The 15,406-nt window shown below is 37.5% G+C and carries 20 protein-coding genes and 1 riboswitch; of the genes, 9 read left to right on the top strand and 11 right to left on the bottom strand.

The window, feature by feature from the left end:
- Positions 1–32: 32 nt before the first annotated feature.
- The 6 genes from TR08_RS16105 to TR08_RS16080 form a co-directional block, all read right to left on the bottom strand.
- Complete coding sequence (locus tag TR08_RS16105; protein WP_045519815.1) at positions 33–251, bottom strand: spore germination protein; 219 nt, start codon at positions 249–251, stop codon at positions 33–35.
- Positions 252–315: 64 nt separating this feature from the next.
- The gene (locus TR08_RS16100) at positions 316–696 is read right to left on the bottom strand and encodes a spore germination protein GerPE (protein ID WP_045519813.1); all 381 of its coding nucleotides are present in this window, start codon (positions 694–696) and stop codon (positions 316–318) included.
- 14 nt (positions 697–710) lie between these two features.
- Entirely contained in the window at positions 711–881 is a 171-nt protein-coding gene (locus tag TR08_RS33230; RefSeq protein ID WP_045519811.1) for a hypothetical protein, read from the bottom strand.
- Positions 871–1,491, bottom strand: a complete 621-nt coding sequence (gerPC, locus tag TR08_RS16090) for a spore germination protein GerPC (protein WP_045519809.1) — start codon at positions 1,489–1,491, stop codon at positions 871–873. The genes TR08_RS33230 and gerPC overlap by 11 nt, the downstream gene beginning before the upstream one ends.
- Positions 1,492–1,500: 9 nt before the next feature.
- Positions 1,501–1,737 (bottom strand): spore germination protein GerPB, encoded by a 237-nt coding sequence (locus TR08_RS16085; protein ID WP_045519807.1) that lies wholly within the window; start codon positions 1,735–1,737, stop codon positions 1,501–1,503.
- A 17-nt stretch (positions 1,738–1,754) separates the two neighbouring features.
- Positions 1,755–1,979, bottom strand: coding sequence for a spore germination protein (locus tag TR08_RS16080; RefSeq protein ID WP_045519804.1), 225 nt, complete (start codon positions 1,977–1,979; stop codon positions 1,755–1,757).
- Positions 1,980–2,225: 246 nt separating this feature from the next.
- A riboswitch (cyclic di-GMP riboswitch) is annotated at positions 2,226–2,312 on the top strand.
- Between the two features lie 205 nt (positions 2,313–2,517).
- Between TR08_RS16080 and TR08_RS33625 the strand changes: the two genes are divergently transcribed.
- The 4 genes from TR08_RS33625 to TR08_RS16060 all read left to right on the top strand — a co-directional run bounded on the left by TR08_RS33625 (position 2,518) and on the right by TR08_RS16060 (position 4,231).
- Positions 2,518–3,126, top strand: coding sequence for an ATPase, T2SS/T4P/T4SS family (locus TR08_RS33625; protein ID WP_052427485.1), 609 nt, complete (start codon positions 2,518–2,520; stop codon positions 3,124–3,126).
- Positions 3,127–3,208: 82 nt separating this feature from the next.
- Positions 3,209–3,568, top strand: a complete 360-nt coding sequence (locus TR08_RS16070) for a YisL family protein (protein WP_045519802.1) — start codon at positions 3,209–3,211, stop codon at positions 3,566–3,568.
- 116 nt (positions 3,569–3,684) lie between these two features.
- Positions 3,685–3,957 (top strand): ubiquitin-like small modifier protein 1, encoded by a 273-nt coding sequence (locus TR08_RS16065; protein ID WP_045519800.1) that lies wholly within the window; start codon positions 3,685–3,687, stop codon positions 3,955–3,957.
- 1 nt (position 3,958) lies between these two features.
- Positions 3,959–4,231: a hypothetical protein gene (locus TR08_RS16060; RefSeq protein WP_045519799.1), complete on the top strand. Its 273-nt coding sequence runs from the start codon at positions 3,959–3,961 to the stop codon at positions 4,229–4,231.
- 53 nt (positions 4,232–4,284) lie between these two features.
- Here the strand turns inward: TR08_RS16060 and TR08_RS16055 are convergent, their stop codons facing one another.
- Positions 4,285–6,114 carry an aldehyde ferredoxin oxidoreductase family protein gene (locus TR08_RS16055; RefSeq protein WP_045519956.1) on the bottom strand — a complete coding sequence of 610 codons (1,830 nt, stop codon included), beginning with the start codon at positions 6,112–6,114 and terminating at the stop codon, positions 4,285–4,287.
- A gap of 175 nt (positions 6,115–6,289) precedes the next feature.
- Here TR08_RS16055 and TR08_RS16050 point away from each other — a divergent pair, with 175 nt between their 5' ends.
- Positions 6,290–7,318, top strand: coding sequence for a ThiF family adenylyltransferase (locus tag TR08_RS16050; RefSeq protein ID WP_045519798.1), 1,029 nt, complete (start codon positions 6,290–6,292; stop codon positions 7,316–7,318).
- Positions 7,319–7,562: 244 nt separating this feature from the next.
- Here TR08_RS16050 and TR08_RS16045 read toward each other — a convergent pair whose 3' ends face one another.
- Entirely contained in the window at positions 7,563–8,126 is a 564-nt protein-coding gene (locus TR08_RS16045; protein ID WP_045519796.1) for a DUF2777 domain-containing protein, read from the bottom strand.
- A gap of 165 nt (positions 8,127–8,291) precedes the next feature.
- On the opposite strand from TR08_RS16045, the gene asnB reads away from it, so the two are divergent.
- The gene (gene asnB, locus TR08_RS16040; protein WP_045519794.1) at positions 8,292–10,142 is read left to right on the top strand and encodes an asparagine synthase (glutamine-hydrolyzing); all 1,851 of its coding nucleotides are present in this window, start codon (positions 8,292–8,294) and stop codon (positions 10,140–10,142) included.
- A 62-nt stretch (positions 10,143–10,204) separates the two neighbouring features.
- Positions 10,205–11,713, top strand: a complete 1,509-nt coding sequence (locus TR08_RS16035; RefSeq protein ID WP_045519793.1) for an alpha-amylase family glycosyl hydrolase — start codon at positions 10,205–10,207, stop codon at positions 11,711–11,713.
- Between the two features lie 66 nt (positions 11,714–11,779).
- On the opposite strand, the gene TR08_RS16030 is transcribed toward TR08_RS16035, so the two are convergent.
- Entirely contained in the window at positions 11,780–12,655 is an 876-nt protein-coding gene (locus TR08_RS16030) for an SDR family oxidoreductase (RefSeq protein WP_045519791.1), read from the bottom strand.
- A gap of 110 nt (positions 12,656–12,765) precedes the next feature.
- Positions 12,766–13,257: a YajQ family cyclic di-GMP-binding protein gene (locus TR08_RS16025; RefSeq protein ID WP_045519789.1), complete on the bottom strand. Its 492-nt coding sequence runs from the start codon at positions 13,255–13,257 to the stop codon at positions 12,766–12,768.
- A gap of 136 nt (positions 13,258–13,393) precedes the next feature.
- Here TR08_RS16025 and TR08_RS16020 point away from each other — a divergent pair, with 136 nt between their 5' ends.
- Positions 13,394–14,257 (top strand): CvfB family protein, encoded by an 864-nt coding sequence (locus TR08_RS16020; protein ID WP_045519787.1) that lies wholly within the window; start codon positions 13,394–13,396, stop codon positions 14,255–14,257.
- Between the two features lie 69 nt (positions 14,258–14,326).
- Positions 14,327–14,458, top strand: a complete 132-nt coding sequence (locus TR08_RS31120) for a DUF3941 domain-containing protein (RefSeq protein ID WP_081954514.1) — start codon at positions 14,327–14,329, stop codon at positions 14,456–14,458.
- Positions 14,459–14,492: 34 nt separating this feature from the next.
- On the opposite strand, the gene TR08_RS16015 is transcribed toward TR08_RS31120, so the two are convergent.
- The gene (locus tag TR08_RS16015) at positions 14,493–15,356 is read right to left on the bottom strand and encodes a DegV family protein (RefSeq protein WP_045519785.1); all 864 of its coding nucleotides are present in this window, start codon (positions 15,354–15,356) and stop codon (positions 14,493–14,495) included.
- Positions 15,357–15,406: the final 50 nt, after the last annotated feature.

The following is a 15,406-nucleotide window of genomic DNA, read 5'->3' as shown; positions in this document are numbered from 1 at the left end:
CGACATAAACCTATTTTGGTTTATGTCGTTTATTAATTATTCCCGGCTATAGGCTGGTCAATCAAATTAGCATCAAGTACATTTGTGCCGCTTAAACCGTTAGCAGTAAATATGATTCCCCCTGTATTAAAGCCTCCAGAACCTGCATTGACCTTTGAAGCACTTTTTGGAGAAATAAATACAGTATCCCCGAATTGAACAATTCCACCACTTACATTCACGATCTGAACTGGACCAATTATCGCTGGCATTTACTAACATCCTTTTATTTACTTGCCCTTAGTAATCTTGTGATATCGTATTCAAACGTCCTTGTCATTGTTCATCCTTTTTATGATGCAGATGTCTGATATGTTTTACCCGTGCTTCCATTGAGACGTTTTCACTGTTTCCAACGTGCAGTATGGCATCCGAAGACATTGCAAGGATTGATATAGTATTGACCTTAATAATAGGAAAGCTATTATGAGTAGATATCGTCATGCGCTCATTGATTGGTGAAAAATGGATTGGTTCTGAAAACACAGAATAGTTTGAAAAATTACCTTCTTTTGAATTAAAAACTTCAGCTTCCCTTTGAACAGCCAAGGCGCGTGAAAATCCATTAATAATACGGGAATCTCCAAGCTGGATGATAGAGGCAAAGGAAGCAGAGGTCACATTAATGGAGTTTACGACGGAAGATCTCTGGAGCATATTCTTAAGCCCGCCTAAAAAAGTGGCACAAACGGCCCGATGATGAGTGATTCAGCGGGAGTGTCGAAAGTTGCTCCCAATTGAATTGTTTGTGTGTCGCCAACCATTACGAGTGAAGCGCTTGCTACGCCTAGAATTCTAATGGTATCTACACAGATGTCCCGATTATATACTTCAAAGTTCATTTTGTGTATTCATTCCTTTCACGTTATCTGGCAAATGATTAATAAAAATTAGAATACCTTTTCTGATTTCCTGCTTGAGTAATTCAATAATGCTCTCCTCTGTACTATGTTCGCCTTCACGTTCTCTGGCTGCAGTATTTTGTATATGGTAATCAATCCTAGCTGGAAGCTGTTTCATGATATCTTGTTTGATAAAAGCTAAATAGGAATCATCTAACTTTACATTTAATTGATTTTGGGTTTCTTTAAATAGTGCTGGAAGTTCGGTTTCTAAATATTTATAAATAGATTCCTCTACTTTCATGGACCGCTGCATTTGTGCTTTAGGATGGATGGGTGTTTTTAAGGATTGATTTTCTACAGCAAAATCTTCAATATTAGCCAAATCGGATGGATTTAGTCCAATGTTTAATGTTCCTTCAAGAGTTTCAACCTTCAATTGATCGAATTTGTATTCAATCTTATCAACCCGAACACTAGGCTTTTCCTTTAATTGTTTCATTTCTTCCTGAAGTTTCTGGATGGTGTGTTCCAGATTAGCAATTCTATTTTCGTGTGCATGCAAAGTCATTTGGACCCATTGAAGAAGTTGTGAATAATCCTGATACATACCATCACCTCACAGTGTATCTTCTTCTCTAGCGATACTTGACAAAGGCACTGCAAAACTAGATTGCCCGCTTGTTGTTTGAGTGACTCCTGTCGTTGGCGCGGGCTGGGTAAAACCTCCTGTATTATACAAATGGGAGGCAGGTTTAATAATACCGGCACTGCCAATTTGCAGGACAGAAGAATTTATAATACTGCTAATTTTTATAAAGTTTATTTGAATAGACTGCTGGATATAAAAATTCATCTAAAACCAACCTTTCCTTAAGCATTAAGGAAGATTCCTTGATCAATACCATCTGCATCGTATGTGTTCGTATTACTTAAATTATTATTATGAACATTTAAACTTTCACCCGTATTAAAGGAACCAGCACCGGAGAAAGTTCTTGCAGATGAAAATGGCATGATTTTGTAGACATCTCCAATATGAAAAACGGAACTGCTGCCAAGTGATATGACTTGTGCAACTCCTACAATAGCTGGCATAAACAACACCCTTTACCTTTTTTCTCCTAATATCGTATGTATGGGTTGGTGTAATGTGATTCATTCGCCTAATAAAAGTAAAAAGTGATATTTTTAAAAATCTTATAGTAGTATGTTGGGAAAATAATAAAAATAAGTGAAATTACCTATAGTTTTATCAAAAATGATATATTAGTAGGATATGAGATAAAGGTAAAAGGACTTATTATGGGTATAAGAGGTCAGTCGGAAAATAAAAACACTGATTCTCGATAAAGGCAAAACTGATGAAAATCAGTGACGCAAAACTAAAGGGGCTAAGGTGCGTTTGCACTACGCCAGCCAGTTACCGAAAGAACAGGGTGTTTTTCGTAGGCTATAGCATTGTTTACATAGTTTTTTCTATGTACATTGTTGTACTTCATTTGTTAACCCCCCTTTCGGTAAAGGTGGGGTTATTTTTATTTGAATCAACAACCCTGCCAAACCGTTCATATCTTCTATATGTTTTGTGAGAAAAGTAGGTTTTCAAAAAACAAGAAAAAGGTAGGTGGAAAGTATGGGGCTATTAAAACAAATCCAACAAAATAATCAGGGAAAAGGTGTAGATAACAAATTGTCGAAGTCAGCAAGGCTGGCCATTAGTAGGAATTCATGGAAACCTCTAGAGCTACAGGATCTAATTCGTAACGGGACCATGTCAAAAGAAATGGCCCTCTTCCTCTGTACATGTGTTAAAGCCAGATTAAATATTCTAGTATGCGGAGGAACAGGGGCAGGTAAAACAACCCTTGTCAATGCTCTTTCCACTTTCATTCCAAAAGAGGAAAGGAATATTATAGGAGATGTTCGTGGTAAAGATGTACGTGAAATACTCCGAAAAGAAAATAAAGGACTTGATGGTTTTCTTGCAACAGGACACTCCAGCAATCCAAGTAATATGATTGACCGCTTGGAAATCATTGCCTATCTTGAAGGGATGAATTTGCCTATTAAAGCAATTAGGGAAAAAATCGCTGGTACTATTGACATCATTATCCACCTTTCACGTTTAAATGATGGAATAAGAAAAATTACGAAGATAACAGAGGTTCAGGGAATCGAAGGGGAAAATATTGTGCTTAGAGATATTTTTACTGTTAATCCTCTTGAAGGTTCATATTATTAGATCCAGCTTTTTTTTAGGATTTTTGGGATGCCTATGGTATGATAGTGTTGCTATAAGCTATGATACATAGGAGGAAGATTAAATGATTCACGGTCATGTTACTGCTTGGGTTTTAGCTCTAATTTTATTTATTGTCGCCATATTTTTACTAAAAGGCGGGAAAGAAAAGGGCGCTAAAATTGTCCGAATGATCCTGCGTGTTCTTTATCTGCTGATTATTGCAACAGGTGTTGGACTTCTATTCATGCTGTCTAATATTGATTTGTTGTATATATTAAAAGCAGTAGTTGGGATATGGATAATTGGTTTATTTGAAATGATTCTAAGCAAGGTTGCACAAAATAGAAAAACATCTATTTTATGGATACAGTTTGCCATCGCCTTCTTGCTTGTATTGTATTTAGGCTTCGATAAATTGCCAATGTCTATTTTTTATGTATAAAACGGTTTATTAGAAAGAGCTGTCGGGTTTCCCGGCAGCTCTCTTTTAATTCAAAAAAAGATGACAAGTATTGCAAATAGTTTTACTATTTAAGTAAGGGGAGAGGAGTGTTATATATGCTAGTAAGAGTGTTTGCTAATCTCCGGCAAATTTGTGGCGGAGTTGGGGTTGAGGTTAAACCTGAAGGTCAACGGGTGATCGATGTACTTGATAAAATGGTTGAAATGTTTCCTGACCTAAAGGATGAAATATTCACGGCTGAAAAAGAGTTACTTCCATTTGTGCATGTATTTATTAATGGAAGAAATATCATTCATTTGAATGGACTTGAGACTATTGTAAATGAGAATGATCAATTTGCACTATTTCCTCCAGTTGCAGGTGGTTAAAATGCCAGAGCAGGAATTGGAGTTTCGAGGAATAAATCGAAAACATCTTGGCATGTATTTTGAAGAGTTAGGCGGTAAACAAATGACAGATGAATTTCCTTACGTCTATAAATCTAACGATTGGGTTGGAGAAATAGTAAGGGAAGAGGAGCTTTTGATTACATCAACATTTAAAGTGAATTGCGTCCATATTCGATTTCAAACATTAGAGGACAAAACGCTTAAAGAACTTATCAAAAACTATCGTGTTAAAACCACGAGAATAGGAGGTTAGTTGTTTTCCTCCAAAAAGGCTTCTGCAAGCAATGCAGAAGCCAAATTTTGTAATTATACTAACTGATTTTCAGGGTCGATAATCTCTAGCTCACGGAGTTTTTCTTCGGTAACCTTTCCATTTTTCCAGCCGCGAACTTGGTAATACTCGTCAAGCATGATATCCATACGGCTTACTTCTCCAGCACTATTACCAGATGCAGGCTCCTCAGTGAAGCGTTTTGGAAGATAGTCATCTTCTTCTTTGTCGAATCCAGCTAGGTTATTATAATAACGCTCAAGATTGTAGATTCTTTCTCCAGCCTTCATCACATCATCTGCTGTCAGTAAAACGCCAGTCATTGCGCTATATTGCTCAGCATAATGCTCAGCGTTTTCAGAGAAGGACGAAAACTTACAAATGTTCATAGAGTCAGAGAAAGCAAGCATATCTTGGAATATTTTTAATAACTCACCTTTTCCTTCTGGTTTCAGGCGATCCGTTGGTTCAGGAATACCAGCAATTTCACTCGCTACAGTATAGCCGCGTAAATGGCAGGCTCCGCGGTTACTAGTTGCATAACCGAGACCGATACCTTGAATTCCACGTGGATCATATGCAGGAATCGACTGACCCTTTACAGACATAGAAAGTTCTGGTGCACCCCAAGAAGCTGTTGCTTTTGCCGGACCTTCAGCAAGAATACCTCCGAATCCTTCACGGTACGCAATTTTCTTTGTTAAGTCAATCATTGAATCAGCATCGCCCCAGATAAGCTCTTCGGTAATTAGGCCCTTTTCATACGCTTCCATTGTAACAGAGAAGCAATGACCTAGCTCAATGGTATCAAGCCCATACTCATTACAGCGGTCAATCAGATAGGAAATTGCCTCTGCATCGCTTAATAAGCAGTTAGATCCTAATGACCAAGCAGATTCAAACTCAATACTTTCGACTCTAGTTTTATACTTTCCATCCTTAACTTCAACTTCAATTTTGCAGCCCACAGGACAAGCATGGCAAGTATTATTTTTAACAAGTAAATGCTGGTTGACATATTCACCACTATGCTTTTCAGCCTGATCCCAATGGGTGAACTGAGAGTTCTTAGTTGGAAGGGCACCAACTTCATTGATGATGTTAGTTAAAACGTTCGTTCCATATACGGAAAGACCGCCTTTATTTGGGGCTGTTAAGCCGCCGTCAAGAATAGCTTTAACTGCCTTTTTGTTAGCCTCTTTATACTCTGTTTCTAACTTAGGCTGTGGCATATTTCCTTTTTGAGGGGCTTTAATTACAATCGCTTTCAATTTTTTATAGCCTGCAACAGCGGCTGTTCCTCCTCGTCCTGCTGCTCGGTCATGCTCATTAATAAAGGATGCGAACTTAACTGTGTTTTCGCCTGCTTGACCAATTGTCATTACACTAAGGTCTTGTTCACCATATCTTGCTTGCATCGTTTTAACCGTTTCTCTTGTTCCTTTTCCCCAAAGTTCTGAAGCATCACGCAGGTCAGCCTTACCATCTTCAATAAAAAGATAAACAGGCTTGTCGCTTTTTCCGGCAAGGATGATATTATCGATGCCTGCCCATTTTAAGCGCGCTGCAGTCCATCCACCCATATGAGAATCAGTAACCGTTCCTGTTAACGGAGACTTTGTAACAACACAAAGACGTCCACTCATGGAAGAACGTGAGCCCGTTACAGGGCCTGTCATGATGCAAAGAATGTTTTCAGGAGATAATGGCTTTACTTCAGGGCCGTTATCAAGAACATACTTAACCCCAAGCCCACGACCGCCAATGTACTTTTTTGCATCCTCTTCGTTGATAGGTCTGTAATTAATAGTGCCTGCTGTTAAATCAACTACCACTTCTTTGTTTTTAAAACCACCTAGATTCAAAGCTTTTCCCTCTCTTTCATTTATATTAAAATACATAAATAGGATATTCCTTTACAAAATATCTAAATAAACCCAATTTATATTATACAATTATTTTTGACTATTTAATATTTAAATTTTCTTAAAATTCGATTAAAATTAACAAGTACTTTTAATCTAGAAAAGAGGATTAGACATGGAAGATTTAGGGCGATACTCAAGACAAATTCTTTTTTCAGGAATAGGGAAAGAGGGACAGTTGAAATTGCTGAAAAGCAAGGTGGCTATTGTTGGTGTTGGCGCACTCGGAACGGTATGTGCCAATCACCTGGTCCGATCTGGTGTAGGATACATAAGATTAATTGATAGGGATGTAGTTGACCTTTCAAATCTTCAGCGTCAATCCCTTTTTAATGAAGAAGATGTACATCTAAATCTTCCCAAGGCAGTGGCTGCTCAAAAGAGACTGAAAACTATTAACTCCACTGTTACAGTTGACGCAGTGATCGCAGATTTAAATCTTGATAATGCTGAAGAATTATTAATAGAGTTTGATGTCATTGTTGATGGTACAGATAATTTTATGACCCGCTACTTGATCAATGATGTTGCGGTTAAGTACGGGATACCTTGGGTCCATGGTGCAGCAGTTAGTTCAAGAGGAATGTTTGCCGTGATTAAACCTGGAATAACACCGTGTTATCGTTGTCTATTTCCGCAGGTGCCAGCTGGAAGGGGAGAAACATGTGATACGATTGGTGTTCTGTCACCAATTACAGATATTATTGGTTCCTTTCAAGCAATAGAAGCAATAAAATTACTATTAGGGGCCACGACGAGTTCTAGCCTTGAGCAAATAGATATTTGGGACACTTCCTTATTCTCAATGAATATTAGTGAAGGGAAAAATCCACAATGTCCGTCATGTGTAAACCATCAATTTGACTTTCTTGATCGTTCATCAACCCTGCAAGAAGCTTATAGTTCTCTTTGCGGTCGCGATACCGTGCAAATATATTTTAGGGAAAAGCGTGAACGAGACTTAAGTAAACTAAGTGAACACCTAAAAAAGAATGGAAAAGTTTCCGGAAACCAATTTTTACTTCGCTTTTCTCCTGATCAAGAAACTAGTATCGTCGTTTTCAAGGATGGACGTGTATTGGTACATGGTACAAATGATGTCGTAAAAGCAAAATCACTTTATTCAAAATACATTGGGAACTAAATAACAGAAAAAAGGTGTGTTTTTCTTCAATATGAAAAACGCACCTTTTTATTAGGCTCTGTTACTGCTCAAAAATGAATTTGACACTCTGTTGATTGGAGTGGAAGGCACGAAGACTCCTGCGGGATGGAAAGGTCTTCGGGAGACCCCACAGGCGCATAGCGCCGAGGAGGCTCCCGGACCGCCCGCGGAAAGCGAAGTGCCTGGAGCGGAAATCAACTGACAAGTTTAACAGAGCCATTAATTATGAAATCATCTTTTCAATAACCAATCGTTTTCCAGTATTTAAGGTAAATTCAAAGCGGTCATTTACCTTTTCAAAATAACAAAAATGGTGCTGAACATTACAAATCTGTTCCTGGTTATCGAAAACAATAAAGTTTACGCCATCTTTTCGATTCTCATCGGATAAAAATGATAAGTGATTATAACAATAGATACAATCATAAATAGAAAAGTCTAAAGAATTTAATGTCGTGACAAATTGAAAAAAAGCGTCATCATTCATTCCCTCTAAAAGTCTTTCTAATGAGTAAATTAAATGCTTTCTAATTCTAACTTTATCATGGTCACGAAGCATAATAATCTCATTTCCACTTCGAACCTTTCCTGATTCTATTAAGATTCCTTTCCTCCAACGATTTACGCGAAATATTTCAATCTCTTGCTGAAGGAAGTCATCTAGCATCGCAGCTTCTTCTGTTTCTTCATCAAAAAAGATCCATTGATCACTTATTTGTTCAACTGCTCCTTCGTTATAGGCCCTCAGTTGAAAATCCATTAGTTTAATTCTTTGTTGTCGGTTCATGTTTAACCTCCGTGCCTAATACTTCATTTTCTTTGTAGACATCTTTGTGAGATTTTATAACTTGTTTATCTTTAATTTGGACAATTTACCAAATAAATTGGGCTGAATAGAATAAAAGCATGTAATGATATCCAGTGTCAGTTACTGGAGAGAGGAGCTTTAATTATGTGCGGAGTATCAGGGTGGGTTGATTTTACAATTGATATTAAGAATGAAAAAGATACATTGGAAAAAATGGCAAATACCCTTGCGAAAAGGGGTCCAGATGAGACAAACCTTTGGATGAAAACTCATGTTGGATTTGGTCACAAGCGGCTGATTGTTGTTGACCCTGAAGGGGGAAGACAGCCAATGACTAAACAAAAAGATGGTATACAATATACAATTTGTTACAATGGGGAGTTGTACAATACTGAAGATATCCGCAAAATTCTCCTTACTAAAGGATATTCTTTCAAGGGTCATTCTGATACAGAAGTTCTGTTAACTGCCTATATAGAATGGGCGGAAGAGTGCGTAAATCATTTAAACGGTATCTATGCCTTTGCCGTTTGGGATCAAAAGAGAGAGCAGCTTTTTATTGGACGGGATCGATTAGGAGTTAAACCGTTGTTTTTTACAGAATTAAATAAAGGGATTGTATTTGCTTCGGAAATAAAGTCAATTCTGGCGAACCCTGGAATGAAAACAGAGCTGGAATATGAGGGGCTTGCTGAAATTTTCGGTTTAGGACCTTCGAGAACGCCAGGTTCTGGTATTTTTAAAGGAATTAAGGAGCTAAGACCCGCCCATGCGATGACTTTTTCAAAAAACGGCTTGAAGATCTGGCGCTATTGGAATGTAAAAAGCGATGTCCATAAGGATGATGTAGAAGAAACGGCTGAAAAGGTACGCTATTTGGTAACAGATGCAGTTACTAGACAGCTAGTGTCAGATGTTCCACTATCTACCTTCTTATCAGGCGGTCTTGATTCAAGTATCATAACTGCCATTGCAGCGCAAGGCTTTAAAGAACAAGGTAAGGGTCAACTTCATACTTATTCTATCGACTATGAAGGAAACGATCTCTTTTTTAAAGCAAATGAATTTCAACCAAACGCGGATGAGAAATGGATTAATATTGTGACAAAAGAGTTTGCGACTAAGCATCATTTTAAAACAATTTCTCAGCAGCAATTAGTGAAAGACTTAACAGAAGCTGTTCATGTACGTGATTGTCCTGGTATGGCCGACATTGATTCATCCTTACTTTGGTTTTGTAAGGAAATAAAGAAGGACTTTGTTGTTAGTCTTTCAGGAGAATGTGCCGATGAGATTTTTGGAGGGTATCCTTGGTTCCACCGCAAGGAAGATTTAGAGAGACCTAGTTTCCCATGGATGCGTTCTGTAAATGAAAGAAATAATTTACTACGAGCCGATTGGCAGCAAAAACTGAAGTTAAAGGATTATGTTATTGAAAAATATAATCAAGCCATCCAGGAAACACCCAAATTGGATGGAGAGGGCATGGAAGAAGCAAAACGGAGAGAGCTTTTTTATATTAATATGACACATTTTATGACAACGTTGCTCGACCGAAAAGATAGAATGAGTATGGGAGCAAGTCTTGAAGTTAGAGTCCCCTTTGCGGATCACCGTCTTGTAGAATACGTTTGGAACATACCTTGGGATATAAAAATGGTTGATGGCAGGGAAAAGGGGATCTTAAGAAAAGCATTTAAAGGGATTCTTCCTGAGGAAGTACTTTATCGAAAGAAAAGTCCTTATCCAAAAACCCATAATCCAGAATATACTCTGGCTGTTCAACACCAATTGAAGGAGATATTAACAGATAAGACCTCAGTACTATACGAATTATTCAATCGTGATTTACTAAATGAACTTGTTGAATCTGCTGGTAATTCGTTCGAAGAACCTTGGTTTGGTCAGTTGATGTCGGGTCCACAGCTACTAGCCTATTTTATTCAACTAGATATTTGGTTTAAAGATTACAATATTAACATAGTAAATGGATAGAAGTTAATAGTTGGATTCACACCTTTATTCGATTAAAATGAGTGTATGGAAGGGGATTGAAGATGAAAAAAACCTGGATTACACTCATTTTAATTTTTACTTTTGTTATTTCATCAGTACCAGCATATGCAGAGATAGAAAGGGAGACCCGGGAATGGCAGGATGAAACGGTTTATTCTATAATGGTTGACCGTTTCTTTAATGCGAATACGAAAAATGATAAGGAAGTTAATACACTTGATCCATTAGCCTATAATGGCGGTGATTTTCAAGGTGTCATTGATAAGTTGGATTATCTAAAGGATATGGGCTTTACTACAATCCGGCTAACATCGATATTTGATAACACTGCAGGTGGATACCATGGCTATTGGGTAAATGATTTTTATCAACCTGATGAGCATTTTGGCTCATTAAAAACATTTAAGAAACTTGTTCAAGAAGCGCATAAACGAGATATGAAGGTGGTTATTGATTTTGTAACCAATAATGTCTCTACAGAGCACCCATGGGTAAAGGATTCCTCGAAGCAAAATTGGTTCCATGAGAAACGAGATATTAGCAACTTGAATGACCAGGATGAAATAGAAAATGGATGGGTGAATGGTTTGCCTGACCTTAATCAGGACAACCCTGAGGTGAGAAATTACTTATTGGATGCCGCTAAGTGGTGGATCAACAAAACCGATATTGACGGTTATAGTCTTCCAGAAGTAAATCATGTACCTGTGTCCTTTTGGAGTGATTTTTCAAAAGAAGTAAAGTCGGAAAAGGAAAACTTTTTTCTATTAGGGATAACCTCTCCCAACAGTTCAGTAGACCTTGATAAATATGAAAATGCAGGAATTGATAGCCTTACTGATTATCAACATAGTGAAGATTTAAGAAAAGTCTTTGCTGCCACCAATCAAACTTTTAGTAGTATGAATGATATTAAGGTTCAAAAACCGGAATTACAGCCACAATTTTTTGATAACGAATTTACGCATAGATTTACTAGAGATATTGTTACAAATAAACATTTTCCAGGGGCACGCTGGAAGACGGCATTAACTTATATTTACTCAACTCCGGGTATCCCTGTTGTTTTTTATGGCAGTGAAATAGCATTAAATGGGGGAGAAATTCCAGATAATCGCCAGCCAATGAATTTTCGAACAGAAAAGGAGCTCATTGATTTTATTACGAAGCTTGGTGAATTGAGAAATCAACTGCCTTCGTTGACTCGCGGAAGCATGGAAATGCTTTATGAAAAAGATGGGATGGCTGTTTATAAACGTGTCTACGAGAATGAAACAACGATTATCGCCATTAATAATACAAGTGAATCTCAAAACGTTTCTTTAAACAATGAGCAAATTGAAGGTGGTAAAGAATTACGAGGGTTGCTAAACGGAGATCTGGTTCGCAGCAATGATGATCAATATGATCTTATCATCGATCGTGATGAAGCAGAAGTTTATGTGTTAACCAAAAAAAGCGGCATTAATCTACCTTTAGTCGGGTCCTTAGTAGCAGTTTACATCTTGTTCACTGTTTTCATTTTAAAGGTTAGGAAAAGAAGTAAGTAAATCTTTGAAAAGTGCGATACTTCCAAATAGAAGTATCGCATTTTTAATTACGATTTTGAGATTGTATTATCCGTTTACAATTTTCCCTCCGTTTACGTGGATGATTTGACCACTTACGTAGGAAGAATCATCAGAAGCAAGATATACATAGCTTGGGGCAAGTTCATATGGCTGACCGGCTCTGCCCATTGGAGTATCTGTTCCAAAGCTTACGACTTGGTCTTCAGTGAATGTTGAAGGAATTAGCGGTGTCCAAATAGGACCCGGTGCGACACCATTTACTCTAATTCCTTGTGGTGCAAGGGATTTGGCGAGCGAACGTGTGAAGGTTACAATGGCACCTTTTGTGGCAGAGTAATCCAATAATTGTTCATGCCCAGCATAGGCAGTGATAGAGGCCGTATTGATAATAGTTGCACCTTTTTTTAGGTAGGGCAGGACCATTTTAGACATATAAAAGAAGGAGAAAATATTAGTCCGAAACGTTTTTTCAAGCTGTGCTGAAGTAATATTTAGCAAACTTTGCTGAGGGTGCTGCTCTGCTGCATTATTTACTAACACATCAATCTTTCCGAAATGTTCGATCGTTGTATTGACAGTTTCCTTACAAAAATCTTCATTGCCTATGTCACCTGCAAAGAGCAGGCATTTACGCCCCTCTGCTTCAACAAGTGCCTTTGTTTCTTCAGCATCCTGATGTTCCTCTAAGTAGACAATGGCAACATCTGCACCTTCTTTTGCAAAATAAATGGAAACGGATTTACCAATGCCACTATCCCCGCCTGTTATAATAGCTGTTTTTCCAGCTAATTTTCCAGCACTTTTATAGTTTGGATCCACTGAAACAGGACGAGGATTCATTTCACTTTCGATACCAGGCTGATGATTTTGATGCTGCGGTGGGAAAGCCTTCTTTTGCTGCTGTTGTTTGTTGTTGGTCATTCATTTTCTACCTCCCAGGTTATTTACCGTATTAGTTTGAGATAAAAGAACGAAAATATGACCAAATAAAAGGCGAAAAGGAATTCTTCCTTTTCGCTTGTAGATAAAAATCATCTATAGTTAATAAATTGAACATCGATGGTAAGGTCTGCTTCTCGTACCAACGAAATAATCTTTTGTAAATCATCACGGTTTTTGCCACTTACTCGAACCTGGTCGTCTTGAACTTGGCTTTTTACCTTTAGACCGCTATTTTTAATAATCGTGTTAATTTTTTTTGCATTTTCTTTATCGATGCCTTGAACAAGTTTTGCTCTTTGGCGAACAGTCCCACCAGAAGCTTTTTCCATTTTTCCATAATCGAGATTTTTAATTGGGACACCTCTTTTGATTAACCTGCCGAGCAAGACATCCTTAAGCTGATCCATTTTATATTCATCATCTGAAACTAGAACAAGCTCTTCTTTATCAAGTGTAACCTCACTTTTGCTTCCTTTAAAATCATAACGTGTTTTTATTTCCTTCATCGTTGCGGTAATTGCATTTGTAACTTCAGTAAATTCGACTTTGGATACAATATCAAATGATTCATCTTTGGCCATAGTAATAATACCTCCAATATATTTTTAATAACGTTATGTAATCCTGCTAAAGTTTCCCTTTATGGCTACATTATAGTAAAATATAGCAGTTCAAACAACCCTATGGAAAACGATAGGAAAGAAAAGGTGAGTTAATATGTCTTTACAAGAACTTATAGGTCAAACAGTTACCTTAACGGTAGCACGAAAAGCAGATTTCGGCTATTTTTTAACTGATGGAAATGAAGATGTTTTGTTGCATATAAATGAGGCAGACCGGGATTATGAAGAAGATGAAACCGTTGAGGTATTCCTTTATGTCGATTCCGAAGGCAGAACGTCTGCCTCTACAACCATACCTGAAATTGCAATTGGAAAATATGCTTGGCTTAAAGTTGTTGATACCAACCCTAATATCGGTGTGTTTTTAGACATTGGGATTAAAAAGGATTTATTATTAGGGATTGACGATCTTCCAGTCCATAAGTCAGTCTGGCCTAAGGCAGGCGATTTGGTTTATGTTACTTTAAGGGTGAATAACAACTATCTTTTATATGCAAGGCTTGCAACGGACCCTATTATAGAAACGATTTCAACAAAAGCAACTAGAAAAGATTTTAACAAAAATATTCAAGGACATATCTATCGGACAGCAAAGGTTGGAAGTTGGATTTATACCATCGAGGGCTTTAAAGGATTTATTCATGAGTCTCAAAGACAAAAAGAGCCACGATTAGGACAAATGGTGGAAGGCAGGATTATAGATGTTAAGGAAGATGGCACAGTAAATGTATCTTTACTGCCAAGGAAAGAGGCATCGCAGGATTTGGATGCTGAGCGTGTTTTTGAATATTTAATGAGTAGAAATGGAGCGATGCCTTTCAATGATAAGAGCATGCCTGAGGAAATACAAGAACGATTTCAGTTAAGTAAAGGAGCGTTTAAGCGAGCACTTGGGAAACTCATGAAAGACGGCAGAGTGTACCAAGAAGGCAGCTGGACTTACTTGAAAAAAGATTAATTTACAATACATACTCTACTCTAAATGACGGACACTAAACATTGAAGGAATTTTGAAAGGGGTATGGAAATGCCACATACATCTGATAATGATAAAAAAGCACAAGACAATAATGCATTTAGACATGAGAAGAATATGATGCGAGAAAAAAACCGTCAAGCTGGTAAAAATCAGTATTCTAAAAAAACAGACCATAAATAAAAATAAGCGGGCAACATCCCGCTTATTTTTTATTTTATTCTGATGGCAGTTTGCTGAGAAAGAAAATAGCAATTGCACCAGGTCCTGTATGGGCTCCAATTACTGAGCCTATATTAGAAATATAGGTCTCTTTAGGATGTAATTCTTCCTCAATTAATGATTTGACTTCTAATAGTGTATCCTCTGAATCAGCATGGCTAATTCCTACAACTTGATGACTGAAGTCTTCTCCACGTTCCTTCATGAGTTCAACTAAGCGTCGATACACTTTCTTTTTTCCACGTATTTTTTCAATCGGAACAAGTTTACCATCTTCAACATTCAAGATCGGCTTGATGTTTAGTAATCCACCTAGAAAAGCTGACGCTTTCGAAACCCGACCGCCCTTTGCTAAGTAATCTAAGTCTTCAACAGTAAAAAGCTGTTCCATATGCTGACTGCGGAATAAAACATCTTTTAAAATTTCTTCCTTTGAGACGTTTTCTACAGCAAGCCTTGCTGCTTCTTTCACGACTAGTCCGAATCCAAGCGAAGCACACTTAGTATCCACAATGGTTAAATTAAAGTTTGGATATTTTTCCTTCACTTGGTCAAGAATCATAACAGATGTCTGATATGTACCAGATAATTCTGAAGAGAAAGCAATATATATTCCATCTTCATTATTTTCAGCCATTTTTGTAAAGACTTCCTCAAATAATAAAGGAGAAACCTGGGAGGTTTTAGGAAGATCGCCGCCACGAATGGAGTCGTAAACAGTTTTAGGATCAATCGTTATAATATCCTCATATTCTTGTCCATTCACCTGCACCTTTAATGGAAACAATGTCACGTTATGATCAGAGTAAAAATTTTTCGGTAAATCGCTTGCGCTGTCAGCTAGTATTTTTACCGGCATGAAGCTCACCTGCTTTCAAGCTAATATAGTTAGTTTCAGTTTACCGGTTT

It is taken from the genome of Neobacillus niacini, from assembly GCF_000759675.1.
In the GTDB taxonomy this organism is placed as follows: Bacteria; Bacillota; Bacilli; order Bacillales; family Cytobacillaceae; genus Neobacillus; species Neobacillus niacini_A.
The sequence above is the reverse complement of the archived record's forward strand: the minus strand, read 5'-3'. Positions and strand labels throughout refer to the sequence as shown.